Raw genomic sequence first — 23,373 nt, forward strand, 5'->3', positions numbered from 1 at the left:
ATATAAATTTTACGCATTCAATCATATAAATTTTAATAAAAACCATTTGCAAACATAGTATAGAAAGTTAAAACAACGGCTACTATGAAGGAGAAATTAGTCATTCGTTTTTAAATAAAAAGGAGTGATGCAAATGATCCATAATCATACAGATGGCACAACTTTAGCGGGAAATTGGGAAGAGTACTGGAATTTAGCTGGAGAAAATGGAAGATGGCTGCTTAATGACCCAGAACTTTCTAAAGCAAGTTCAAAGGTTGAGGGGCAATGAGGAAATCTCGAACAAACAAACGATTTTCACCTGTATCCCTGCTTAGCATTGCTGTTTTCCTCTCTGTTATTGCAGTAAGCCTTACTGTCTATCTTTTGTATGAATCTTCTTTAGCAAAAGAAAAAAAAGAAGAAATTCCCGCAAAAACAGCAGCAGTTAATGTAGCTGATAAGGAGAAGGGGACAAAAAAGAACAGCAAAGATAATCAAAAAGAACAAAATGCATCGGAAGTATTCACCCCTGTTGAAGGAAAAGTGCCTACTTTTTTCGCAAAGAATAAGACGATGGAAGAAAAGGTAAATAGTTTAGTAAAAGATATGTCTTTACAAGAAAAAATTGGCCAGCTATTAGTAGTTGGATTTCAAAGCAGTCAAGTGGATGCACAGATTAAAAAAATGATTCAAGAGTATAAAGTGGGAGGAGTGATTCTATTTGACCGCAATATGGAAAATCCGGAGCAAGTGGCATTATTAAACAACCAGCTGCAAAATCTTGCGCTAGAAAATAAACATCAAATTCCATTAACGTTAAGCGTGGATCAAGAGGGCGGCCAAATCGTTCGGATGAAAGATAAGGTGTCACCGATTCCTTCCCAACAAAATCTCGGGAAAATGGAAAATCCAAAAGAAGCCTATAATGTTGCGTATCATACAGGAAAGGAGCTTTCTGCAATGGGATTTAATGTTAATTTTGCACCTGTTTTAGATTTATCTGATACAGATAGCCGTTCCTTTGGGATAGAACCAGAGAAAACAGGCACTTTTGGCAGTCAAGTAGTCGCAGGATTAATGGATTCAGGAATGACGGCAACATTAAAGCATTTTCCAGGGAATGGACGCAGCAATGTCGCCCCCCATATTGATTCCTCCTCTGTACAAGTAGATAAAGGAGATTTGTATAATAAAGATATTTACCCATTTAAAAAAATGATTGATAATGTTGATAATAACCGCTTTTATGTAATGGTTACACATGTTAAATATCCGGCTTATGATAAAAAAAATCCTGCCAGCATTTCTCCGATCATTATTCAAGAGCTGCTGCGAAAAGAACTTGGATTTACAGGAATTGTAGTGACAGATGATTTAGAAATGGGTGCTGTTAATAAATATTTTACTTACGAAGATTTAGGCAGCAAGGCAATTGAAGCAGGAGCGGATGTGCTTCTTGTGTGCCATACATTTGAAAATCAGCAAAAAGTGTACAAAGGAATAGAGGAAAAGGTTAAAGCAGGATATTTATCAGAAAATAGAATTGATGAAGCAGTAAAAAGAATTTTAACTAATAAATTGACTGTAATACAAAAGACACAAGTCGATCCAGTAGAGGCAGAATCAATTGTAGGGAAATAGAACAAGAGGGCTTTTAGAAGCTATCTTGTTCTATTTTTAGTAATTTTACGCATTCTATATGATTATTATATATATAAAATATTATAGAAAAAAATAACCAAATAAAGCTTTTATTTATAAATTGAATATAACCATGGCCTTATAGGAAAATGGTATAATAATGGAAAAAATGAATGGGGAATAAATGATTGCATAATATTTTATCGGTTACACAAACAGAATTGTATGAATTCCTATTAAATGTTGCACCAGTCAGACCTGTATTTATATGGGGCGCTCCAGGAATCGGCAAATCTTCGATAGTAGAAAACTTTGCTGATGAAGTTGGAATGGACTGTGTTTCCTTACTTGGAAGCCAGCTGGCGCCAGAAGACATTATAGGCGTTCCCAAAATAGAAAATGATTATAGTGTTTTTTGTCCACCTAAACAAATTGCAAGAACAAAACCATATGTGCTGTTTTTGGATGAACTGAATGCATGTTCTCAAGAAGTGCAGAAGGCATTTTATAGTTTAATACATGATAAAAAAATTGGCGAATATCATTTGCCAAAAGGATCCATTGTCATTGGAGCTGGAAATCGTGCTCAAGACAGCGCCATTGTAAAACCTATGTCTTCTGCATTAATTAATCGTATGGTGCATGTACAGTTAAGAGCTTCCCATAAAGATTGGCTGCACTGGGCTTATGCAAAGGAAATTCATCCATATGTTATTGAATATATCCAGCTTCGGCCAGATCATTTATGGAATGAACCGCCAAAAAGTGAAGAGCCTTTTTCTACCCCTCGATCTTGGCATATTTTAAGCGACTGCATTTATGAGTATGGGGAAAATATAACAGAAAAACAGCTGGAAGTATTGGCATCTGCCTGCTTGTCTCCACATACAGCTGTGCAGTTTCGGGCATTTATGAAACAAGTAAACAATCGATATGCCATTGCAAAAATTATATCGGGCGAATTAAAGTGGCCAGAAAAACCAGAAGAAAGAGATGTATTATATTTTTTAGCACAGTCTTTTCGCGCACAATTAATCAAAGAACTGCCCATTGAAAAGGATGCTGTTTCAACAAATCAGCGGCAGTTAGCGATCCGAGCAAAGGAATTAATTAAAGAACTATCATCGATTAGTTTAGAAATGGCTCAAATGGTTATGTCTGAAAACAAAGGAGAATCTATTCCTTCTTGGTTTATGATGGAGGTTATCCGCGATCTTCCAAGATTGGTTGCAAAAAGAGATGGAAAGTTATGAGCAAAAAAAAAATAAATTCACAAGGTGGAAAAAACAAAAAGCTAATAGAACAAGGAGCAAAACTAGTTAATTCTTTTCCATTGTTTATTCCGATTTTTGAGACAGTGGATATAAATTTTCTTGAAATGGAGAAGGAAGAGTGGGCCTATGTAGAAAGTAGCGGGAACATTTTTTTAAATAGCAATAAAAAAGCTGCTCCAGATGAATGGGCCTATATTATTGCTCATTGTTTATTGCATTTGGCATTAAATCATCCCCAAAAAAAGTTGATGAATAATCAAGAATATTGGAATATTGCATGTGATGTGTATATAACCAGTTTTCTTGCGCAATTAAAATTTGGCAAAGCGCCACAGCCCTTTGCCAATTCCATCTATGAAAATATAAAATCGGAAAAGTCTTTATATGAAAAGCTTTTAGCAGAAGAATTTCCTGATTATTTAAAAGGCTATAGCACAATGCCTGGTAAAAGGGATATGTTTTATAATGGGGATCTTGACTATTATTGGAGAAGCAATGTAACATATGAGCAATTATTTCAAGAAGGATTAACTAATGCGGTAAAAGCAGCAGTAAGCGTGGCAGGTGGACATACTGCCAATATAGCTGGTGAAGGAAGAAAAACACCTGCTATATTGGCAAAGGAATGGTTTTTAAGCAGCTATCCCTTATTGGGAGCTTTAGCCAGTACATTTGACATAATAGAGGACCCGCAAATTTGTATAAGGGAGCAAGTTTCGATTGCAGCCATTTCTATGGAGACAAAAGAAATCTATATAAATACTGCTGCCAATTTGACGGATGAAGAAATGAAATTTGTGATGGCACATGAATTGCTCCATGCAGGGTTAAGTCATTCAAAAAGAAGAAGAGGGAGAGATCCTTATCTTTGGAATGTAGCATGTGATTTTGTTATAAACGGCTGGCTGATTGAAATGCAAATTGGAGATATGCCAGCTATAGGGGGACTTTATGACCCGGAATTAAAAGGACTGTCCGCTGAATCCGTTTACGACCGAATGGTAATTGACATGCGTTTATATAGGAAATTAAGGACATTCCGCGGGATTTCAAGTGTGGACATAATAGATAGAAATGAAGCTGATTTTTGGGATCATTCGAAAGGAATGGACTTAGATGCATTTTATCGGCGAGCGTTGCGAGAAGGATTAACCTATCACTTTTCCCAAGACAGAGGCTATTTGCCCGAAGGATTAGTAGAAGAAATCAAAAGCCTTTCGCAACCGCCAATCCCATGGGATGTGGAACTTTCGAGATGGTTTGACCGATTATTCCAACCGATTGAAAAAATAAGAACCTATCAGAGGCCAAGCAGAAGACAAGGTTCTACACCTAATATAGCAAGACCTAGATGGATCAATCGAAGTGATGAAGAAGATGGGAGGACTTTTGCTGTTGTGATTGATACTTCCGGCAGTATGGATCGGGGACTTCTCGGAAAAGCTTTAGGCATCATTGCAAGTTATGCAATCGCAAGAGATGTCGAGCGTGTGCGAGTCGTATATTGTGATGCATCTTACTATGATGCAGGTTACCTAGCGCCAGAAGCATTAATGGATAAGGTAAAAGTGAAAGGAAGAGGCGGCACCATTGTGCAGCCAGCCATCTCTTTTTTAAGAAATACAGAAGACTTTCCTAAACAAGGACCTATCCTTATTATTACAGACGGTGAAATTGACAGGCTGTCTGTGCCAGGAACTCATGCTTTTGTTTTGCCAGAAGGAGCAAGACTTCCATTTATCGCAAAAGGAGAAGTTTTTCGAATGAAATAGCGTAAAAAGGTTGTCAATAAATTTGGATATTCTTATAAAGCGGAAATTTCAGAAGAAAATTAATTTTGTCGAAAAATAGCTATTTCAAAAAAACTGACGCAAAAACAACAAAAAAAGAAGCAATAAAGCCATTTTTTTATACAAACAAAAGCAAATCCCATTCTCTCTTTGCTGCAAATAGAAAGATTGGGATTTGCTTTTGTTTATGCTCCTAATGTTTTTATCTCATCAAGAGAAGAAGCTGGTTGGTTTTTCGATCTAACTTGTGAAGTCAATAGCATTAATGCAGCTAGAATAAATAATAAGGCTAAAAATGCAATATTATACGTATGGGTTATATCCTTTACTGCGCCAACAAATATCGGAATAAAACCGCTTAGCATGTAGCCGCCGAATTGAATCATTGCTGTCCATTGGCTGGCATCCTTTGGTGTAGATGTTGCATCCAAAGGAAGAATCATGGTTATTGGAAATAATCCGCCAGCACCTATCCCCATTAAGGCAGCACTGATGATTGGAGGAATATCCCCGAGCATCAATAAGATAATGCCAACAAAGGAAAATAAAGCACATAACATCATCCAAGGCTTTCGATTGGAGCGATTATTGATTAGCGTTGGAATAACAAAGCTTGCAATCATTTGGGTTATGGAAAAAACGGTAACTGCTGTTGCTGCATATGTCGCACTATATCCATTTTCCTGCACTTTTGGCGCCAGCCATGTTGCAAGGGAATAGTAGATGCCAGATTGCAGGCCAAAAATAATCGTAAGCAGCCAAGCATAACGATTACCCCAAGGCAATCGGCTTTTTTGCATGATTGATTTTTCTTCTGTCACTTTTTGTTGACGAGCCGTTTTGATAATCGGCACCCAACCAATAATTCCGGCGACTGCAAAAACTGCCCAAATCGCCAAAGCATTGTTCCAAGAATTGTGGAACGCATGCATAACAGGTACAACGAATCCTGCGCTAAGTGACGCGCCAATCCCCATCCCTGCTGAATAAACACCGATCATGGAAGAGGAAGAGGCAGGGAAATTCTTTTTAATATATCCAGAGATAAGCGGTCCTGCAATTGCAATACCAATGCCCGCAAATACAGCGGTCAATAATAATAGAAAAGGAATGGAGGCAACAAGGCGCAGAGCTGTTGCCGCCCCAATCAATAAAATAGATAATGCAATCGTCAATTCTAGTCCAAAGCGTTCACTTAGTTTTCCGGCAATAGGAGCGAAAATTCCCATGCAAAAAACAGGAAGTGCAGTCAATAAACTCATGGACATGCTGGACATATGCAAGTCTGTTTTTATATTTTCCAAAACTGGAGAAATGGATGTGATGGGAGCACGTAAGTTCATAGATATCATAAACAATGCAAAAATACTCCAAATTATATAAATCTTTTTTGGTTTTTCCATTAGGAAAACCCCCTTTTTGAACAGATAGATAGTTATCTGATATACTATCATTAACTCATTTGCATACTATAATATACTTTTTAGGTGAAAGCAATAGGAAAGGAGGGAAAATATGATGGAAGAAAATATGGAATTATATAGCCAGGTCGGAAGGAATCTAAGAGAAATTCGCAGACAAAGAAAAATTAGTCTAGAAGAATTGGCGGAGAAAAGCAATGTCAGCAAATTAACATTAGGAAAAATTGAAAGAGGAGAAGCAAATCCCACACTTAATATTCTTTGGAAAATATGCAGAGGATTAACGATTCCGCTAGCATCGTTGCTCGTTTTTGAAGAAAAAACAGAAGTATATCGCTTTGGGGTTGATCCCCATTTCAATGGGCCGAATAATGATTGGTTTGTCGACCCTTTATTTAAGACATTTGGCACAATGGAGTGGTATAGAGCATGCATAGAGCCAAATAGCGAGTACAGTGAGTTTCATTTGGCAGGTTCTGAGGAAACAATACTTGTATTAAATGGTCAATTGGAAATCAAGGTAGGAAAAATGCATCATCTATTGCATCAGTGGGATGTTATGAAATTTAAAGGGGAAGAAATGCACACATATATAAATCGTTCAGATGAAAAAGTACATTTAATGCTATCGCTGACCTATAAAGATGTAAATCAAACACTATAAATACACTAAAAGACCAATTAGAAGGACAAGGATTTATAAAATTTCTATTTATTTAGTTGGTCTTTTATTAGCAAAAGAACAGTTTAAATTTTACGCATCCAATATTAATTAATTATATTAAAAATTGCATTTAAAAAATTTTTAATCATCTAATTGTAAAAGAATAAAATTTTATTGCAAAACAATAAATAAGCTGATATTTTAATGATATAAATAACAATTAAAATATGGAGGAAAAATGAAGAAAAAACGTGTCATTTTTATTTTGTTTGTTTTGCTAATAGCAGTGATCACTTTTTATTATAGTTCTTCTTTATCAGAAAAATGGACAAAATCCACCAATCTTTCTAATGAGGAGATTGGCGGGACAGTGCTGCATGAAAATATAAATAGTTCTTCTTTTGTCAAAAAATACGGCAGTCCTTTAAGCAAAGACAATAATAGTTTTTATGACTACTATCATTGGAAAAATGGATTGCTAACCGCTTCATTACATTCTGGCAAAGAAAAAGGCTCTATTATGCGGCTCATTATAACAGATACAGATGATAATTCAGGTGATTCTCCTCTTCATACTGCAAAAGGCATTGCATTAGGCGATAACAAAGAAAAGGTTATTTCTTTATATGGCAATAATTATTATAAAAGCAATGAACAGGGAGCAGACATTATTGGTTATATTGACCATAAGCACAAGATCACTTTAGAATTTTGGTGCGTCAGAGGCGGAGGAGTCGCTGAAATCAGATTGGACGATGCAAGTGTGGAATAATAAGAAGCTTGTCTTCAGCAAAAGCAATTTGTTCGCCATTGTTATTTTCTTTTGCTACTATAAAACCAAGTAACTCGTAAAGAAAGTGAGGTTTTATGATGAAATTTTTTGATAAAGTTGTGGTTGTGACTGGTGCAAGCAATGGCATCGGCAAGGGTATTGCAAAAGCATATATAGAAGAAGGAGCAAAAGTAGTTTTAGCCGATATAGATGGAACAGCGGGACAAGCATTTATGGATGAGCTGGAAAATGCCGATCAAGCCATTTTTCTCCAAACAGATGTAAGGAAAGAAGAAGATATTTTTGCTTTATTCCAAAAAACGGTCGATACATATGGACAAATAGATATTTTGGTGAATAATGCCGGTAAAGGACTGTTTAAATCCATATATGATGTCACCATTGAAGAATGGGACGATGCCTTAAATACCAATTTGCGCAGCGTATTCCTTTGTTCCCGGGAAGCGGCAAAATATATGCGAAAGGCAAAAGGCGGCTCCATTGTCAATATTTCATCGACGCGCGCTTATATGTCGGAAGCAAATACAGAAGCCTATAGTGCCAGCAAAGGAGGAATTATGGCAATTACCCATGCACTTGCCAATAGTTTGGCAAGTGACCGCATTACGGTAAACAGCATTTCCCCTGGTTGGATTGAAACCAAACACTATAAAGAATTAAGAGACATAGACCATGATCAGCATTTATCTAAGCGAGTGGGAAAACCAGAAGATATTGCGAGAGCCTGCTTATTTTTAACCAATAAAGACAATGATTTTATTACAGGCACAAACCTTACCGTTGATGGGGGCATGACGGTGAAAATGATTTATGAGGAATAAGAAAAGGCGCTGGTTGCCATAAGAGCCAGCGCTTTTTTATGTTTGCCTAGAGATAGATCCAGTTAATACTTCTTGGAAAATAGCAGACTCTAATATACCATTTTAGTTTAATGTATAAATAGTGGAATGGACAGATCTTAGGCAGCAAAAAGCAAGCTTCCCTCAATTTTTTCTAAGGAAAAGAACTTGCTTTTATTAATGGCTTATTCTTTTTTTAATGAGGCTTGATTGTATTTTTTTAAGAGGATTCCAAATAATTGTCTTTCTTCTTCTGGCCATTCTTTCAGCACTTCTTTGATTGCGGTAAAACGAAGCTTTTGGTGTTCATGAAACTCTTTTCTGCCCAAATCCGTAATCTCGAGGGTATAGGCCCTTTTGTCCACTAAATCCGGATTTCTGACTACATAGCCTTTTTGCTCCAGAGCAGCAGTTTGTCTGCTTATAGTGGAAATATCTAAACGGGATTCATCTGCAAGCGTTTTGACCCCAGCAGGACCTTGAGAAAGGATGCGGTGGAGCAATAGATAGGCAGAGCGATCAAGATGGCCTATTTTTCTGCTTGCAGAAGTAACACGGCGAATAAGCACCGACAACTCGATATCAATGATTTCCACAGATGAATCGTTCATATTTTTTTCCTCACTTTATCTGTTCGTATATTTATCTTACCATAAGGTGATAGTCCAGCAAAACGAGAAGATCTTATACTGATTATCATATTGACATAATGTAAAATAGTTGTATAATACAATTATATGGTTTCATCATACAACTTTATTTGATAAACACAAAGGCGGTGATTATATGCAAGCGCATGAAATAATGATCTCAGAAGTATACAAAGTAAAAGAAGACGATACAGTTCGGACTGTTATTGAAAAATTTATTGAACATCAAATAAGCGGATTGCCTGTTGTTAATGATAAAAATGAAATAACAGGTTATATCAGTGATGGAGATATATTGCGCTATATCGGCAAACATGAAGATTGGATTGTCGACTCGTTTTATTACACATTTTCCATTAAAGGAGATAATGAAGGATTTGAGGAAAGACAAGAGCGACTGTTAAATTTAAATGTGTTAACAATTGCACAGAAAAAGGTGATTTCTGTTTCTGTCCAGGAAGAAGTAGAAAATATTGCCGCTTTATTGGGAAAAAAACGCATTAAAAAGCTTCCTGTGGAACGAAATGGAGTGCTAGTCGGCGTTATTAGCCGCGGAGATGTCATTCGACATACTTCTAAAGAATTGCTTTAACTTGATAAAAATATACAAAAAGGAGAATGATATATGTCATCATCCACGAAAACGACAAATTCTTTATCTTCACAACATGATCTTTTGACAAAAGAAAAGAGCAGCTTTTTCAGCCAGCCAAAAGCAGTATGGGCAGTTTTTTTTGCCTGTATTATTGCTTTTATGGGACTTGGTCTTGTCGATCCTATTTTAGTGGCAATTTCCAAGCAGCTTAATGCCACTCCAAGCCAAGTAACGCTTCTTTTTACCAGCTATAATGGAGTAATGGCAGTTGCCATGTTGATTACTGGCATGATTTCTTCAAGGCTTGGAATCAAATGGACTCTTTTGTCTGGGATTGTCATCATTGCCATTTTCGCAGGACTTGGCGGTCTTTCGAATAATATTTGGGCTCTTGTTGGATTTCGCGGAGGCTGGGGACTTGGCAATGCATTGTTTGTCGCAACCGCCTTGGCAGCGATTGTTTCTCTTTCTACGAGCGGTACCGCAAAAGCGATCATTCTGTATGAAGCAGCGATTGGGCTTGGCATTTCTGTAGGTCCATTGCTTGGCGGCTGGCTTGGCGGCATGTCATGGAGAGGACCATTTTTTGGCGTGGCTTGCCTAATGGTTATTGCATTTATTGGACTTATTACTTTAATGCCATCCACTAAAGCAAAACAGCAAGGCGTTCAAGTAAAAACGTCTATCAAAGATCCTTTTTTAGCTTTAAAGCATCGTTCTCTATTGGTTTTTGGGATTGGCGCAGCCCTTTATAATTTTGGGTTTTTTACACTGCTTGCATACGCGCCATTTGTGATGGGACTGGATGAGCATGGAATCGGCTTTGTATTCCTTGGATGGGGAATCTTGCTTGCGGTTACCTCTGTTTTTACGGCTCCTATTCTGCAAAGATGGATAGGAACCATCAAATCCATGTGCCTTATGTTAACTTTATTTGCCCTTGTATTGCTTGCAATGGGAATTTGGACGTCTACTCAATGGGTCGTTATTGCAGCAGTTATCATTGCTGGAGCTTTATTAGGAAACAACAATACTTTAATCACTACAGCAGTCATGAATTCGGCACCAGTCGAACGAGCAACAGCATCAGCTGCATACAGCTTCCTTCGTTTTATCGGCGGCGCATTAGCACCATATTTTGCAGGGAAACTGGCCGAATGGTTTAATCAAAGTGTTCCATTTTATGTGGGAGCTGCATTTGTATTAATATCTGTTATCTTTATTGCGGCCAATCATAAACATGTCAAACATGTCGATGAAGCATATGCAGGGCATTAATAAAAAAACGATCTACTATTTTTTCCTGTAAAATAAATAGAAATCAAAAAAAGGGGAAGAAAAACAAATTGTTTTTCTTCTCCTTTTTTTATTTTAGGAATTATTAGACAGTCTCTAATAATTATTGTGGTATTTTATACTTTGTTCTCCAAAACTGAACTCATTTTATTGAGAAGCAGAGAAAATACAATTTTCTTAGGAAACTATAACTAAAATATCCATTAGCAGGAGCCAGATCTATCTCTAATTAATAGATTTTTGCTATACACAAAACGCAAATTCAAGAATGAACAACAAGTAAAAGAGTCTTCCAATAAGGACAAGCATACCAACTCCACCTATTGCAAAAATTGTAAACAACAGCATAGTTTTAATTTTACTAGTATTTATTTTCTTGTATAATAGTCTCAATATTGAATAAAAGGAGGAGTACCATATATGGCTAGAAATATTGAAAAAGATAAACAAATGAGGTGGGAACGAAAGCAGCATATATTAGAATGTGCATTACATGCCATTGCAAAGAAAGGAGTAAGTTCTGTTGAGATTAAAGATATCGCTCGAGAATCTAAAATAAGTGTTGGAAGTGTCTATACTTACTTTAAATCAAAAGATGATATCTTAAAAGAGGTAGCAAGAAAAGGACAGGAGGAATACCGTGTCTTTACAAAAAACATTGCTGAAAATTCTGATATGAACTCTTTGGATAAATTACGAGAGATATGTACAATTTGGCTAGATTTAAAAAGTAACTGGGCATATACTATTTTGCTCCAAAGCGTACGCAGCAATGAAACCATACATGGTGAATTAAGAGATACGGTAACAAGGCGTTTTACACGTAACTTAGAACCAATTTCGGCTATTATACGTGAAGGACAGGAGAATGGAACTATAAAAAGTGGCGTTCCATTGGAAGTTGCCTTTTATTTTGTAAGTCTTATACAAGGATTAACACTCCAGCGGGTACCTGGTTATGAAATTCCTGTGAATATTGATGTGGAAGGAATTATTCAACTTTTCGCACAAAAAACTCACTGATTTTCAAAAAAAGTTTGACAATTATAAAAATTGAATGTTAGAATAATGACAACAAAATGAATCTAAATTCATCCTGTAAGAATTACATAAATTTAATAAGCAAAATTGACCAGACCACTGGAGATTTGATGATTAATGTAAAAGTACATATGTATGTACTTTATTCAATTCGTTAAATCTCTTATTTTTTTATCTAATTCCAACTAAACAGGTAGAATAAATAAGTTTAATAAGAAAGGTGAATTTTAATGTCTAAAGAAACCCTGATCATTGAACAGTTAAATAAAACATTTTCGACACCGAAAGGTAATATAATCGCCTTACATGATGTTCAGTTAAAGGTTAAAAAAGGTGAATTTTATACAATCATCGGCCCAAGTGGATGCGGAAAAAGCACTTTAATAAAAATCATTGCTGGACTCGATACTGAATACGAAGGCCATGTTCTTTTAAACGATAAGCCAATTGATGGACCAAGTATTGAAAAAGGAATTATTTTTCAAGAACCTAGGTTATTTCCGTGGCTGACAGTTGAGAACAATATTGCTGGCGACTTATCTCTAAAACAACCGAATGTACGGAAAAAAGTGGAGGAATTGATTGAACTCGTTCGTCTGCAAGGATTTGAGAAGGCTTATCCTCGTGAGCTTTCTGGCGGCATGGCACAGCGTGTTTCTATTGCACGGGCACTTCTTAGAAATCCAGATGTGCTGCTGCTTGATGAACCATTCGGTGCATTAGATGCATTTACAAGGTCTCATATGCAAGAAGTGCTGCTTGATATTTGGCAAAAAAACAAAACAACCATGTTATTTGTAACACATGACATCGACGAAGCTGTTTTCCTTGGTCAGAAGGTCGTGATTATGCAACCAAGACCAGGCCATATACAGTCTGTACTGCCAATTGAACTTTCTTTTCCTAGAAAAAGAACTTCAATTGGATTCCAAGATGTGCGCAGAACAGTATTAAATGAGTTTGAAAAAGTAGAAGAAGCAGTTTTTAATTCAGGGGGTGGAATTTAATAGCTAAACAAATGCTAATGAAGTATTGGGGAATAAAAGAGATTAAACTAGATATTTTATATAAACAAATGGAGGAATCTTTATGAAAAATTTTTGGTATTCAATTTTCACTATTTTAATAGCGGGAATATTATTAACAGGATGTGCTAGCTCTAAGACAAACAGCGATTCAAATGATAATAAAGACGAAGTTGTTGTTACAATTGGAATTCAAGGCAGTGGCGGAGTATTTGGCAAGGCACGCGAAGAAAAGTGGTTTGAAGAAGAATTTGCTAAAAAAGGCGCAAAGGTGGAATGGAAAGAGTTTCAAAGCGGTCCGCCAATGACAGAAGCAATGGCCTCTAATAAATTGGATTTTGCATTGCTTGGCAACATGCCTATTATTGCAGCACAAGCAGCAAACATTCCATTTACTGTAATTTCTCAAACGATTGATGGAAAGAACAATGTAGGTATTATTTTACCTAAGGATAGCAAGATTAATAGCCTTAAAGATTTAAAAGGAAAAAAAATTGCTGTTGTAAAAGGAAGTAATGCTTTCAATTTCCTGTATCGGGGGCTTGACGAAGCTGGAATCAATGTGGCTGATACAGAAATCATTCAATTGCAGCCAGATGAAGCTCAAGCAGCATTTGAGTCTGGCGGTGTAGATGCCTGGGCAACCTGGGATCCATATATTTCACTTAATGTACTTACAGATAAAGCAAAGGTGCTAGTAGATGGAGAACAGCTTGGCATTCTATCCCCTTCCTTCCAAATTGTAAGAACAGAATTTGCTGAAAAACATTCTGATCTCGTTACATTATATTTAGAAGTATTCAATAAAGCTCTAGAATGGGAAAAGCAAAATAAAGACGAAGCAATTGAACGTTATGCAAAAGAACGCAACACACCAACTGATGTGATTGAGGGTACATTAGATCGAGGATTAATCATCAACATACCGGTCAGCGGTGAAATTATTAAAGAACAGCAAAAAACAGCAGACTTCCAATATTCACTTAAAACAATTCGCCAAGAAATTAACGTAAAAGAGGTATTTGACAATCAATACATTGAAGAGGCTTTAAAATAATTCAAATAAAAAGTTGAATATATATTCTTGGGATCGATTCTGTCTTAAAGAAGACTCTAAAAAGGGCTATCGATCCCTGCGCCTTTATTTACTAACTATAAAAAATTTAATGAAGAATAAAAAGGAGGGTTATAATGCGAGAAGCGGAAATAGTTGACAAAAAGTTTATCGGTCCAACTAATCAAAGAAAAAAAAACGAACGAAGGGAAATTTACAATCTATTAAACTTAACAATGCTTTATTAGGATTGGCACTTCCTATTGTGCTTCTTGTGTCGTGGGAAGTAGCTGGGGTGATGGGATTGTTGAACCCTCTATTATTGCCGACTCCAAGCGAGATTTTACAAGAATTTGCCGCACTGACTTATTCAGGCGAATTAGCAAAGCATTTAGGAATATCTGCTTGGCGAGCCTTTCTAGGATTTTTATTAGGAGGAAGTCTAGGGCTTGCTGCAGGGATTTGGGTCGGAGTTTCATATAAAACAGAGCGTTTGCTCGATCCCTCGTTACAAATGCTAAGAACTCTTCCTCATTTGGCTATTGCACCATTATTTATTTTATGGTTCGGTTTTGGAGAGTCTTCTAAAATATTACTGATTGCAAAAGGTTCATTTTTCCCATTATACGTGAATACTTTTTTAGGGATTCGTTCTGTTGATAGTAAATTATTTGATGTTGCCCGCGTACTAGAATTTAGCCGTTGGAAAATTATTACGAAGCTTATTGTGCCATCTGCATTGCCCAATATTTTCCTTGGCATCAGGCTGTCAATTGGAGTTGCATGGTTAGGTCTTGTTGTAGCTGAAATGATGGGGTCTACTTCAGGAATTGGTTATCTCATTAATGACGCCCGCGCGTTTTCAATAATAACAGTCGTATTTGTCGGCATTATTGTGTTTGCTCTTCTCGGCAAGCTTTCTGATTCAGCTGTGTTATTTTTAGAAAGAAAATGCCTAAAATGGCAGGATACTTTTAAAGGAGGCCAATAAGAGTGAAGACTCCTTCTTTACATCAGCCTGGCGACAGAGCTGCTAGCTCTAAAGACTGGCTTGATTACATTCCTAGATATTTACATGCATGGATTCTTCCATTTGTTCTGGTAGTAGCTTGGCAGATTGTCGCTGGACTTGGATTAGTGTCTCCAAAGATACTGCCTGCCCCTTCTGCCATTGTGATGCAATTTGTAATGCTCGTTGCAAACGGGGAATTATGGTCACATTTAGAAATCAGTCTTTTTCGTGTAGGAGTCGGTTTTCTTCTCGGGGGGCTGACCGGATTAATGGTGGGCTTATTAACAGGACTTAGTAAATTAGTGGAGAAAACGCTAGACCCTTCGCTCCAGATGCTGCGGACAGTGCCATTACTTTCACTGATTCCATTGTTTATTCTCTGGTTTGGGATTGGAGAATTTTCAAAAGTATTAATGATTGCATTAGGTGCTTTTTTTCCAATGTATGTTAATACATTTCTTGGTGTACGCAATGTTGATGGGAAGTTGTATGAGGTATCACGCATTCTACAATTTTCAGGGTGGAAAAGAGCCACTAGACTGATTATTCCAGCAGCGCTTCCCAATATTTTACTCGGTGTTAGACTTGCTCTTGGTGCCGCATGGTTAGTACTGGTTGTTAGCGAGATGATGGGAACAAGTGCCGGTATTGGGTATATGATTCAAGATGCAAGAGCTTATTCTGAAACAGATATTGTATTTATTGGTCTCATTCTGTTTGCTGTTATGGGTAAACTTTCTGATTCCATTGTTCGAATTTTAGAGTCAAAGTGGCTTCGATGGAGAGATACATTCAAAGGTTAAGTTTTAATCAGATAATAAAGGAGATTGTTTAACATGAGAAAAAGAAATGGGCAACTTCGATTAGGCGCATTTATTTATTATAGCGGCCATCATGCTGCAGGCTGGCGCCATCCTGAATCAGGTGTCGAAGACTTATTTAGATTGGATATGTATAAGAAACTAGCACAGACAGCGGAACGCGGCAAGTTTGATATGATGTTTTTTGCCGATTTGCTTTATGCTGTTAATGTTGAGAAAGCTGCATCTGGTATGCTTGATCCACAAACTTTGTTAGCAGCTCTCTCTGCTGTTACCAATAAACTAGGTCTAACTGCTACTGTATCCACAACGTATAACGAACCATATAATGTTGCACGTAAATTTGCTACGCTTGACCATATAAGTGGTGGAAGGGCAGCATGGAATATTGTCACATCGCAGCTCGATATTGAGGCACATAACTATGGCAAGCCAAAGCATCCTGATCATAATCTGCGCTATGAAATGGCAAATGAATTTGTAGATCTAACTAAACAACTGTGGGACAGCTGGGAAGATGACGCTCTTGTTTTTGATCGTAAAAAAGGGCAATTTGCCGATGAATCCAAAGTAAAAGAAATTGATTTCCAAGGACGGTTTTATGCAGCAAAAGGGCGATTGAATGTACCACGTCCTCCTCAAGGTTATCCGGTTCTTGTCGTTGCAGGCTCTTCCGAACCAGGAATTGATTCTGCCGGCCGATATGGAGAGGTTGTTTTTACGGCTCAACAGTCAATAGAGTCTGCAAAATTGTTCTATCAGCGTATCCATGCAAAACTTGAAGAATATGGGCGTTCTCACGATAGTTTAAAAATTATGCCAGGGATTTCTCCCATTATAGGTGCAACGGAGGAGGAAGCTTGGAAAAAGCATCAAACCTTGCAAGATCTAATTTCTCCTGAAGATGCAGTGCAAGCAGTATCACAATTTATCAATTATGATTTATCTAAATATTCCTATGATCAACCTTTACCGAAAAATCTTTCCCATTTGGCAGATCAGTCCAATGGGATGAAGAGCCGAGTACAGCTCCTTTTGGATACTGCCTATAAAGAAAATTTATCCATTCTGGAACTTGGGAGAAAGATGTTAGGAGCACGTGGACATATACAGTTTGTCGGAACTCCAGATCAATTAGCTGATTTAATGGAACAATGGTTTGAAGAATATGCTTGCGATGGCTTTAACATTATGCCTCCAGTTATTCCAGGAGATCTTGATGATTTTGTTGATTATGTTATACCGGTACTACAAAAACGTGGGTTGTTTCGTAAAGAGTACACAGGTAATACACTTAGGGAGCACCTTGGTCTTGAACGCCCAAATGTAAGGTGTATTCAAAAAAATGAGCTTAGTTCACATTGATAAATAGATAGAACAATTACTATTCTTTTATTATTAGATTCTTAACTCTTGAGAGAATCACTGGAATTTTTGAAATAGGTCATAATGAAAGAAACCATAAAGTCACTCATCTAGTATGGAGAGTGACTTTTATTATCTGACTCCACTTTAATTTAACATCTGATTAACTAGTAATACTAAAAGTTTGTATATAAGTAAATTGGCAAGTTATTTTACTTATATTAACAGGATGATGAAGAAATAAAGGTAATCCCTCTCTTCTTATTGAAGTAAAGACTTAGATACGTTTAATCCAGTCTTTTTTCTTTTACTTATGTCTTAAACTTCAAGAGGTGGTTTTAAGTTATGCAGCACTTACAATTTGAAGTGTCTTGGGACAAAATGTTAGCGGATCAGGACCGACAAAATATTGAAAGAATCTTTAGTCAAACAAACATCTAAACTTATTTGCTCTCCTATTGCGAGAAACAATCAACCACAAAAAAGCATTCCAGCCCTTAGATAACTTCGTTTTTTTGTATTTCTTCACCTAATATATCATTTACCACTAAGGCTGTTACCCCGCATTGCCCTTTTGCTGGATTACCTGTGCTCCATTTTGAACTGGATTGTAAGGACCAGGATTTTGATAAAGCATTTATTAAATTTTTCGTTTAATTGCTTCATTTTCACCCATTAAAATTCTTTCTTTAATCACTATTTACATTTTTACTTTATTATTTCATACTGCACTAAAAAGAATTGACCAGCTTTTATAAAACAGGCATGAAAAGAACTAACCTATTATCTAAATAAAGACTGGATAGTAGTATCTTTTAAAAATCTAAAAACATTTTCACTATCCCGCTTTGATTGGTACTATTTTTTCACCATATAGAGATTACACGATTTATAGCGCAAAATGATCTCAAATAACTTAAAATCACTACATTTGGATGTTATAGCGAATGAACGAAATTATACATTGACATAGATAATTAAAAAAATAATTATTTTGATAGAAATAAGAATAATGATGACGTACTAAAGAGTGATGGGGTTTATTATAGGGAGGAAATAAATGGAAATAAACGATAGAAATGTTGTACAACAGTTAACCAAAAGAAATGAAAAAGCGTTATATTACATCATTGATTGTTACGGAGGTTTGATAAAAAAAGTCATTCAAAAATATTTGTACCAGTTTGAATCTGTTCAAGAGGAGTGTTTAGATGATGTGCTTCTTCTTGTTTGGGGTAATATTGGTTCCTATGATGAAAGGCGCAATTCACTGAAAAATTGGATAGCAGCTATCGCAAAATATAAAGCAATTGATTACCAAAGAAAATACCAAAAGTGTTTAGATCAAAGGGATATTGATGACAGAATGGTAGAAAGCCCGTTTAATATAGAGGCGCATGTCACAGAAAATTTATTAAGCAAAACGACCGAAAGAATGCTCAGTCACCTAAAAAAAGAGGATCAAACATTATTCATCAAACATTATGGGGAAGAGAAAAGCATCGATGAATTAGCAAATGAAACGGGTATGGAAAAATCCGTTATTTATAACCGTTTATCCCGTGGACGAAAAAAACTTCGCATATTATTTCAACATAAAGCAGCAAATGAAAAATAAGAGGTGGTGGACAATTGGAAAACTTATTTGAGCGTGTAAATGAGGAAAACATGGATCTATCGGAATTTGAAGGCAATCCATTAACAGATGTTGAAAAAAAGGCTATAAAAAAAAGAATAAAGACAAAATTAAAGCGTAAATCTGGAAAAAAAAGAAAAGTATTTGCTGCAGTAGCGTCACTTTCCATCATCTTACTTATAGAAATGAATTCAAACTATGCATTAGCAGATATCCCAGTCATTGGGAATGCTCTTGAAAAATTTGTTTATTCAAAAGAAGATTCATTACATAATTATAAAACAGTCATTGGAGAAACCGTAGAAGATAATGGAATGAAAGTAACGTTAAATGAAGTATTATTAGACGATGGTCAACTTCTTATTAGCAGTACCTTTCATACAAATTTAACAAATAAGGACTTAGACTATAATTGGTTTTCAGATATAGACGTTTATATTAATGGTAAAAAATCAGAACTAAGCGGAGGAGGAGGCCCAAACGAAATAACTAATTCAGCAGTGAAATATTTTTGGACTACCGATTTACAAAATATTAACATGAAAGATAATCAAAAGATTAAAATAGTTTTTCATAATTTAGAACGAAGTGATGCAAAAAAAATAATAAAGGGAAAATGGCGTTTTACATTTAACGCATCAGGCAAAAAACTCGCCGCTAATGAAAAAATAATACCAATTGATAGATCTTTTACATTGGAGGATAACCAAAAAGTAACGATAGAAAAATTGATAATAACGCCTGTTTCCACAAAGTTAACTTACAAAATAAATACCGCCGATACGGATCTTAGCTTTAGAATGCATGATCAAAACGGAGTGGAATTACAGGGATTCTCCGCATCTACTTCTGGTTATGATAACTATAATAGATTTATAGCATTACAAAGCACCGTACCAAAACTGAAGGTCATTCCTTATATAACCTCTTATGATGAAATAGATATAAATGAAAAGATTCTTTATGATAAAGTTTTTGAAATAAAGGTGAAATAAAGTTTAGAAACAGTGAACAAAAGGCAGTTAGATGTATAAAAGAATACCAAAGTCTAATGTCTCAAATTGCAGAAATTAGGCTTTTTTACTATTTACCGTTATTTATCATTATAAATCCCCATATTTTAAGCATCCCTAAATTCCATTCGTTATTTTCCTTTATTATACAAGTAACAATAGAGAGGAAAAAGAATAAATTATTGTATCTGATTTTAGCAACAATACGAAAAGAGGAATTCTTGACAATGATAATCATTTTCAATTAAAATAGTAATATATTTTATAAATTAAAATGAGAAAGGGGCTTATGATTATGCTTTTTTGCTCATGCTGTGGTTTTAAGGAAGAACTGGACCAGGAAATGTCCGCTGCCGCTCCAATAGATAGTTGCCAGCTTTGTCCTTGCTGCGGATTAGATGAAATAGAATATGAATGAATAAATAAAAAAAATCAGCATATACTATATATTTAACGACGGTGAAAACGAACGGTTCAATATAAGATTTTAAAAAAGGAAGTGTGAACTATGGAAAATTTTTAGTGAATGATCAAAATCAATATCAATATAAAGAAGAACTGATTGCTCAATTATTGCACATGGATTGCTTTAAGTCATCAGATGACAGGCAATTGTATGAACTGACAATAGATGAATTACAAAGAGAATATCAAGCAGTGATGGAATGGCAGGTAGAAGAAATAAAATAAGGGAAGAGAGCAGGATTTTTAACATGCCGTAATTCATAGATTGTTGACCTATCTTATCCAAATCAATCAAGATTCCGCTATTTAATCGTAATCATTACGAAAAAGACGAAAGAATCCTTCGTCTTTTTCGCTTTTTATTCAATTTGCGAAACTATTGTAGCTGTTTTCTTTTGCTTATTTAGTGCTTTATCCACCAGCACAGTTCCCGAATAAAACAGAATGGCTGCTAAAATGGCATTTACTGGAGGAATGCCTGGCAGAAAATTAGCTGCCCCAATTCCAACAATCCAAGCAATAATTGCACTAATATTAACGGTTTTTATTTGGTTGGTTTGATAGCCTTCCTTTCTTCTAAGCAAAAAGTAATCTGCCAGAATGATTGCTCCAATCGATGGAATCGTCGAGCCAAGGATGGTGAGCCAACTGATAAAATTATTATAGACCACTAAGGAAAGCACGGTGCCAATAAATCCATTAAACAAAATAATCTTATCTTTAGGCCACTTTGTAATATGGGAAAATCCTAGTCCAGAAGTATATAAAGAATTATCATTTGTTGACCAAATATTTAATCCTAGAATAATAATCGCAGGGATGATTAAACCTTGGGCAAGCATTACTTCGGAAATATCTGCAAAACCTAATGCCAATGTTCCGACCATACCGAATGTGAACATTAAAGAGTTTCCTATAAAGTACGCAATAAATGTTGTCAAAAAGCCATCTTTTTTGCTTTTTGAAAATCTTGTGAAATCTGGAGTTAAGGTTGCCCCTCCAATAAAGGAACCGATGCAAATCGAAAGAGCTAACGTGTATGACATATGTTCGGAAGGCTCTAATTGCATGAGCGCTGCAAATCCTCCCACATCGTTTGTAGCGTTAAAGATAGAAAGGCTTCCTAAAATCGCAATGGCAGGTACTGCAATAATACTTAAAATAGTTAATGCTGTCATTCCCCAGTATGCAGTGGATGTCATTAAAATGCCAGAGATGATAATAAGCAGCACCAAATGAATCCCAGTCGCTTTATTTACCATTAAAGCAAACGTTGCAACACCGACTCCAAACCAGCCTATTTGAATGGCACTTAATAAAAAGGATGTTAAGTAAGAGCCTTTTTTGCCAAAAGAATAGCTTGTCAGCATAGGTGTGGTCAATCCTGTTTTTGCTCCAATTAAGCCTAATAACGCTGCATATAGTCCTAAAATAAGATTGCCAAGTAATACAATCATCATAAACTCTTTTATACCAAGACCTTTTCCTAATGTTCCGCCTGCTACCATGCTAGAAGAGAAGAAGGTGAATCCCAGCATGACAAAAAACATAGAGAGGAAGCCTCTGCGATGATCTTTCGGAATAGGTTGCAGGGCAAAATCTTTATCCTTTGTTTTCAATCGTATTCCCCCTTATATCTATCTTCTTATTTATTGCTGCTTCTTGAAAGGGACCAATCACTGGCTCTTCCTCTTTCATCATCGAAACATTGGCCGTTTCTGCTGATTTTATTAAGGCAAATAAAGCAATAACGGACGCCGCCATCAAGTAAAAAGCAGGCGCAAATTCATTTCCAGTCGAAACGATTAAAAAAGTCGCTATATAAGAAGCTGTTCCACCAAAAATAGCATTTCCTGTATTAAAGGAAAGTGCAAATCCGCTGTATCTAACGTTAGCCGGAAACATTTCCGATAAAAAAGTGGCAAGAACCCCGTCATTGCAGGCCAAAATCGCTCCAAGGAGTATCATAGCCAAAATAGTGAAAACACCTCCCATGGACATTAAAGCAAAAATTGGATACGTAAATACGATAAATAAAAGGCATGCAGTGATTAAAACAGGTTTTCTGCCCAGTCTATCTGTTAACATCCCCACTAAAGGAAGCATGATCACATAGGAAAATAAGGTGAAGATGGTTGTTAATGTACTATGCAGCGGCGCAAATTTTAAAACGGTGCTTAAATAGGTTGGCATATAACTTAAAATGATATAGAATCCAACAGCATTTAAGCAAATTACACCAAAAGCAATAAAAATATTTTTTCGGTTTTTGCGGATTCCTTCCATTACCCCTAATTGCGGAACAAGCGATTGTTCTGTTTTAGATTCTAGCTCTTTAAATAATGGTGAGTCTTCCATTTTTAATCGAATCGACAACCCGATTAATCCTAATGGCAAAGACAAAAGAAAAGGAATTCTCCATCCCCAACTATGTAAAGCAGAATCTGTCAGCATAAATTCAAGCAGGGAAGTAACAATAGCTCCTAAAAGCATGCCAGCTGCGGTGCTTGCGGGAACTAGGCTAACAAGCAGACCACGTTTTTTCTTTGGAGCATGTTCTGCAATCATAAGGGAAGCACCTGCATACTCTCCAGATGCCGAAAATCCTTGCACTATTCGGCATGCCAAAAGTAAAATTGGCGCTAAAATGCCAATACGTTCATAACTGGGGATTAATCCGATTAAAAAAGTGGAAAAGGACATTAAACACATCGTTAAAATCAATATTTTTTTCCGGCCTAATCGATCTCCATAATGGCCCCATACTAAGCCGCCGATAGGGCGCACAAGAAAGGATAAGGCGAAAATGGCGAAGGTGCTGAGCAAAGCTGCCGTTTTATCGCCTGGTGCAAAAAAGACACTTGCGATAATAGTTGCCAAATATCCGTATGATGCATAATCAAACCATTCAATCATATTGCCAAATGCACTGCCGCCGAGAATTTGTTTCATTCCTTTTTTCGTATTTCCTTCCAATGTTATCGCTGTCATGGAGT

General features: G+C 36.2%; 22 protein-coding genes and 1 pseudogene. 18 read left to right on the forward strand and 5 right to left on the reverse strand.

Translation table 11 applies throughout. The features are described from left to right. The first annotated feature begins 133 nt into the window (after positions 1-133). The 4 genes from NCCP28_RS11975 (at position 134) to NCCP28_RS11990 (ending at position 4,669) form a co-directional block, all read left to right on the forward strand. Positions 134-271, forward strand: coding sequence for a hypothetical protein (locus tag NCCP28_RS11975; RefSeq protein WP_248561630.1), 138 nt, complete (start codon positions 134-136; stop codon positions 269-271). After that, positions 268-1,623, forward strand: coding sequence for a beta-N-acetylhexosaminidase (nagZ, locus tag NCCP28_RS11980; protein ID WP_248561631.1), 1,356 nt, complete (start codon positions 268-270; stop codon positions 1,621-1,623). The genes NCCP28_RS11975 and nagZ overlap by 4 nt, the downstream gene beginning before the upstream one ends. Positions 1,624-1,811: 188 nt before the next feature. Continuing rightward, positions 1,812-2,876 (forward strand): AAA family ATPase, encoded by a 1,065-nt coding sequence (locus NCCP28_RS11985; protein ID WP_248561632.1) that lies wholly within the window; start codon positions 1,812-1,814, stop codon positions 2,874-2,876. Further along, on the forward strand, positions 2,873-4,669 hold the full coding sequence (locus NCCP28_RS11990; protein ID WP_248561633.1) for a DUF2201 family putative metallopeptidase: 1,797 nt from the start codon (positions 2,873-2,875) through the stop codon (positions 4,667-4,669). The genes NCCP28_RS11985 and NCCP28_RS11990 overlap by 4 nt, the downstream gene beginning before the upstream one ends. A gap of 203 nt (positions 4,670-4,872) precedes the next feature. Here the strand turns inward: NCCP28_RS11990 and NCCP28_RS11995 are convergent, their stop codons facing one another. Then, the gene (locus tag NCCP28_RS11995; RefSeq protein WP_248561634.1) at positions 4,873-6,090 is read right to left on the reverse strand and encodes an MFS transporter; all 1,218 of its coding nucleotides are present in this window, start codon (positions 6,088-6,090) and stop codon (positions 4,873-4,875) included. Between the two features lie 112 nt (positions 6,091-6,202). Between NCCP28_RS11995 and NCCP28_RS12000 the strand changes: the two genes are divergently transcribed. From NCCP28_RS12000 to NCCP28_RS12010, 3 genes are all read left to right on the forward strand, one after another. Beyond that, the gene (locus tag NCCP28_RS12000; protein ID WP_248561635.1) at positions 6,203-6,772 is read left to right on the forward strand and encodes a helix-turn-helix domain-containing protein; all 570 of its coding nucleotides are present in this window, start codon (positions 6,203-6,205) and stop codon (positions 6,770-6,772) included. A gap of 238 nt (positions 6,773-7,010) precedes the next feature. Then, positions 7,011-7,544 carry a hypothetical protein gene (locus NCCP28_RS12005; RefSeq protein ID WP_248561636.1) on the forward strand — a complete coding sequence of 178 codons (534 nt, stop codon included), beginning with the start codon at positions 7,011-7,013 and terminating at the stop codon, positions 7,542-7,544. A 98-nt stretch (positions 7,545-7,642) separates the two neighbouring features. Beyond that, positions 7,643-8,386: a glucose 1-dehydrogenase gene (locus NCCP28_RS12010; protein WP_248561785.1), complete on the forward strand. Its 744-nt coding sequence runs from the start codon at positions 7,643-7,645 to the stop codon at positions 8,384-8,386. Between the two features lie 203 nt (positions 8,387-8,589). Here the strand turns inward: NCCP28_RS12010 and NCCP28_RS12015 are convergent, their stop codons facing one another. Beyond that, the gene (locus NCCP28_RS12015) at positions 8,590-9,015 is read right to left on the reverse strand and encodes a MarR family winged helix-turn-helix transcriptional regulator (RefSeq protein ID WP_248561637.1); all 426 of its coding nucleotides are present in this window, start codon (positions 9,013-9,015) and stop codon (positions 8,590-8,592) included. A gap of 175 nt (positions 9,016-9,190) precedes the next feature. On the opposite strand from NCCP28_RS12015, the gene NCCP28_RS12020 reads away from it, so the two are divergent. From NCCP28_RS12020 to NCCP28_RS12055, 8 genes are all read left to right on the forward strand, one after another. Continuing rightward, complete coding sequence (locus tag NCCP28_RS12020; RefSeq protein ID WP_248561638.1) at positions 9,191-9,646, forward strand: CBS domain-containing protein; 456 nt, start codon at positions 9,191-9,193, stop codon at positions 9,644-9,646. A 33-nt stretch (positions 9,647-9,679) separates the two neighbouring features. After that, the gene (locus tag NCCP28_RS12025; protein WP_248561639.1) at positions 9,680-10,927 is read left to right on the forward strand and encodes an MFS transporter; all 1,248 of its coding nucleotides are present in this window, start codon (positions 9,680-9,682) and stop codon (positions 10,925-10,927) included. Positions 10,928-11,365: 438 nt separating this feature from the next. Beyond that, positions 11,366-11,968 carry a TetR/AcrR family transcriptional regulator gene (locus tag NCCP28_RS12030; RefSeq protein ID WP_248561640.1) on the forward strand — a complete coding sequence of 201 codons (603 nt, stop codon included), beginning with the start codon at positions 11,366-11,368 and terminating at the stop codon, positions 11,966-11,968. A gap of 248 nt (positions 11,969-12,216) precedes the next feature. Continuing rightward, the gene (locus tag NCCP28_RS12035; RefSeq protein ID WP_248561641.1) at positions 12,217-12,993 is read left to right on the forward strand and encodes an ABC transporter ATP-binding protein; all 777 of its coding nucleotides are present in this window, start codon (positions 12,217-12,219) and stop codon (positions 12,991-12,993) included. Between the two features lie 82 nt (positions 12,994-13,075). Next, a complete protein-coding gene (locus NCCP28_RS12040) occupies positions 13,076-14,068 on the forward strand; it encodes an aliphatic sulfonate ABC transporter substrate-binding protein (RefSeq protein WP_248561642.1) in 993 nt (330 codons plus the stop codon). Between the two features lie 220 nt (positions 14,069-14,288). Beyond that, positions 14,289-15,056: an ABC transporter permease gene (locus NCCP28_RS12045; RefSeq protein WP_248561786.1), complete on the forward strand. Its 768-nt coding sequence runs from the start codon at positions 14,289-14,291 to the stop codon at positions 15,054-15,056. Positions 15,057-15,058: 2 nt separating this feature from the next. Then, positions 15,059-15,880: an ABC transporter permease gene (locus tag NCCP28_RS12050; RefSeq protein ID WP_248561643.1), complete on the forward strand. Its 822-nt coding sequence runs from the start codon at positions 15,059-15,061 to the stop codon at positions 15,878-15,880. Between the two features lie 33 nt (positions 15,881-15,913). Then, positions 15,914-17,263: an LLM class flavin-dependent oxidoreductase gene (locus tag NCCP28_RS12055; RefSeq protein WP_248561644.1), complete on the forward strand. Its 1,350-nt coding sequence runs from the start codon at positions 15,914-15,916 to the stop codon at positions 17,261-17,263. A 481-nt stretch (positions 17,264-17,744) separates the two neighbouring features. Here NCCP28_RS12055 and NCCP28_RS23980 read toward each other — a convergent pair. Then, positions 17,745-17,904: pseudogene (locus NCCP28_RS23980) on the reverse strand (YunG family protein); the annotation flags it as partial. 419 nt (positions 17,905-18,323) lie between these two features. Between NCCP28_RS23980 and NCCP28_RS12060 the strand changes: the two are divergent. From NCCP28_RS12060 to NCCP28_RS12070, 3 genes are all read left to right on the forward strand, one after another. Beyond that, positions 18,324-18,881, forward strand: a complete 558-nt coding sequence (locus NCCP28_RS12060) for a sigma-70 family RNA polymerase sigma factor (RefSeq protein ID WP_248561645.1) — start codon at positions 18,324-18,326, stop codon at positions 18,879-18,881. 14 nt (positions 18,882-18,895) lie between these two features. Next, positions 18,896-19,894 (forward strand): DUF4179 domain-containing protein, encoded by a 999-nt coding sequence (locus NCCP28_RS12065; protein ID WP_248561646.1) that lies wholly within the window; start codon positions 18,896-18,898, stop codon positions 19,892-19,894. 540 nt (positions 19,895-20,434) lie between these two features. Then, positions 20,435-20,602: a Fur-regulated basic protein FbpA gene (locus NCCP28_RS12070; RefSeq protein WP_248561647.1), complete on the forward strand. Its 168-nt coding sequence runs from the start codon at positions 20,435-20,437 to the stop codon at positions 20,600-20,602. A 134-nt stretch (positions 20,603-20,736) separates the two neighbouring features. Here NCCP28_RS12070 and codB read toward each other — a convergent pair whose 3' ends face one another. Both codB and NCCP28_RS12080 read right to left on the reverse strand, forming a co-directional pair. Beyond that, positions 20,737-21,996: a cytosine permease gene (gene codB, locus NCCP28_RS12075; protein ID WP_248561648.1), complete on the reverse strand. Its 1,260-nt coding sequence runs from the start codon at positions 21,994-21,996 to the stop codon at positions 20,737-20,739. Next, entirely contained in the window at positions 21,980-23,368 is a 1,389-nt protein-coding gene (locus NCCP28_RS12080) for an MFS transporter (RefSeq protein WP_248561649.1), read from the reverse strand. Before NCCP28_RS12080 ends, codB begins: the two co-directional genes overlap by 17 nt. Between the last annotated feature and the right edge of the window lie 5 nt (positions 23,369-23,373).

It is taken from the genome of Niallia sp. NCCP-28, from assembly GCF_023168165.1.
GTDB lineage: Bacteria > Bacillota > Bacilli > Bacillales > Cytobacillaceae > Niallia.

What these genes read in the sequence shown, in the direction of transcription:
- NCCP28_RS11975 (WP_248561630.1), top strand. Translation starts at nt 134, where the DNA reads ATGATCCATAATCATACAGATGGCACAACTTTAGCGGGAAATTGGGAA.
- NCCP28_RS12080 (WP_248561649.1), bottom strand. Translation starts at nt 23,368, where the DNA reads ATGACAGCGATAACATTGGAAGGAAATACGAAAAAAGGAATGAAACAA.
- NCCP28_RS12060 (WP_248561645.1), top strand. Translation starts at nt 18,324, where the DNA reads ATGGAAATAAACGATAGAAATGTTGTACAACAGTTAACCAAAAGAAAT.
- NCCP28_RS12020 (WP_248561638.1), top strand. Translation starts at nt 9,191, where the DNA reads ATGCAAGCGCATGAAATAATGATCTCAGAAGTATACAAAGTAAAAGAA.
- NCCP28_RS11995 (WP_248561634.1), bottom strand. Translation starts at nt 6,090, where the DNA reads ATGGAAAAACCAAAAAAGATTTATATAATTTGGAGTATTTTTGCATTG.
- NCCP28_RS12035 (WP_248561641.1), top strand. Translation starts at nt 12,217, where the DNA reads ATGTCTAAAGAAACCCTGATCATTGAACAGTTAAATAAAACATTTTCG.
- NCCP28_RS12025 (WP_248561639.1), top strand. Translation starts at nt 9,680, where the DNA reads ATGTCATCATCCACGAAAACGACAAATTCTTTATCTTCACAACATGAT.
- NCCP28_RS12055 (WP_248561644.1), top strand. Translation starts at nt 15,914, where the DNA reads ATGAGAAAAAGAAATGGGCAACTTCGATTAGGCGCATTTATTTATTAT.
- nagZ (WP_248561631.1), top strand. Translation starts at nt 268, where the DNA reads ATGAGGAAATCTCGAACAAACAAACGATTTTCACCTGTATCCCTGCTT.
- NCCP28_RS12000 (WP_248561635.1), top strand. Translation starts at nt 6,203, where the DNA reads ATGATGGAAGAAAATATGGAATTATATAGCCAGGTCGGAAGGAATCTA.
- NCCP28_RS11990 (WP_248561633.1), top strand. Translation starts at nt 2,873, where the DNA reads ATGAGCAAAAAAAAAATAAATTCACAAGGTGGAAAAAACAAAAAGCTA.
- NCCP28_RS12015 (WP_248561637.1), bottom strand. Translation starts at nt 9,015, where the DNA reads ATGAACGATTCATCTGTGGAAATCATTGATATCGAGTTGTCGGTGCTT.
- NCCP28_RS12030 (WP_248561640.1), top strand. Translation starts at nt 11,366, where the DNA reads ATGGCTAGAAATATTGAAAAAGATAAACAAATGAGGTGGGAACGAAAG.
- NCCP28_RS12040 (WP_248561642.1), top strand. Translation starts at nt 13,076, where the DNA reads ATGAAAAATTTTTGGTATTCAATTTTCACTATTTTAATAGCGGGAATA.
- NCCP28_RS12005 (WP_248561636.1), top strand. Translation starts at nt 7,011, where the DNA reads ATGAAGAAAAAACGTGTCATTTTTATTTTGTTTGTTTTGCTAATAGCA.
- NCCP28_RS12010 (WP_248561785.1), top strand. Translation starts at nt 7,643, where the DNA reads ATGAAATTTTTTGATAAAGTTGTGGTTGTGACTGGTGCAAGCAATGGC.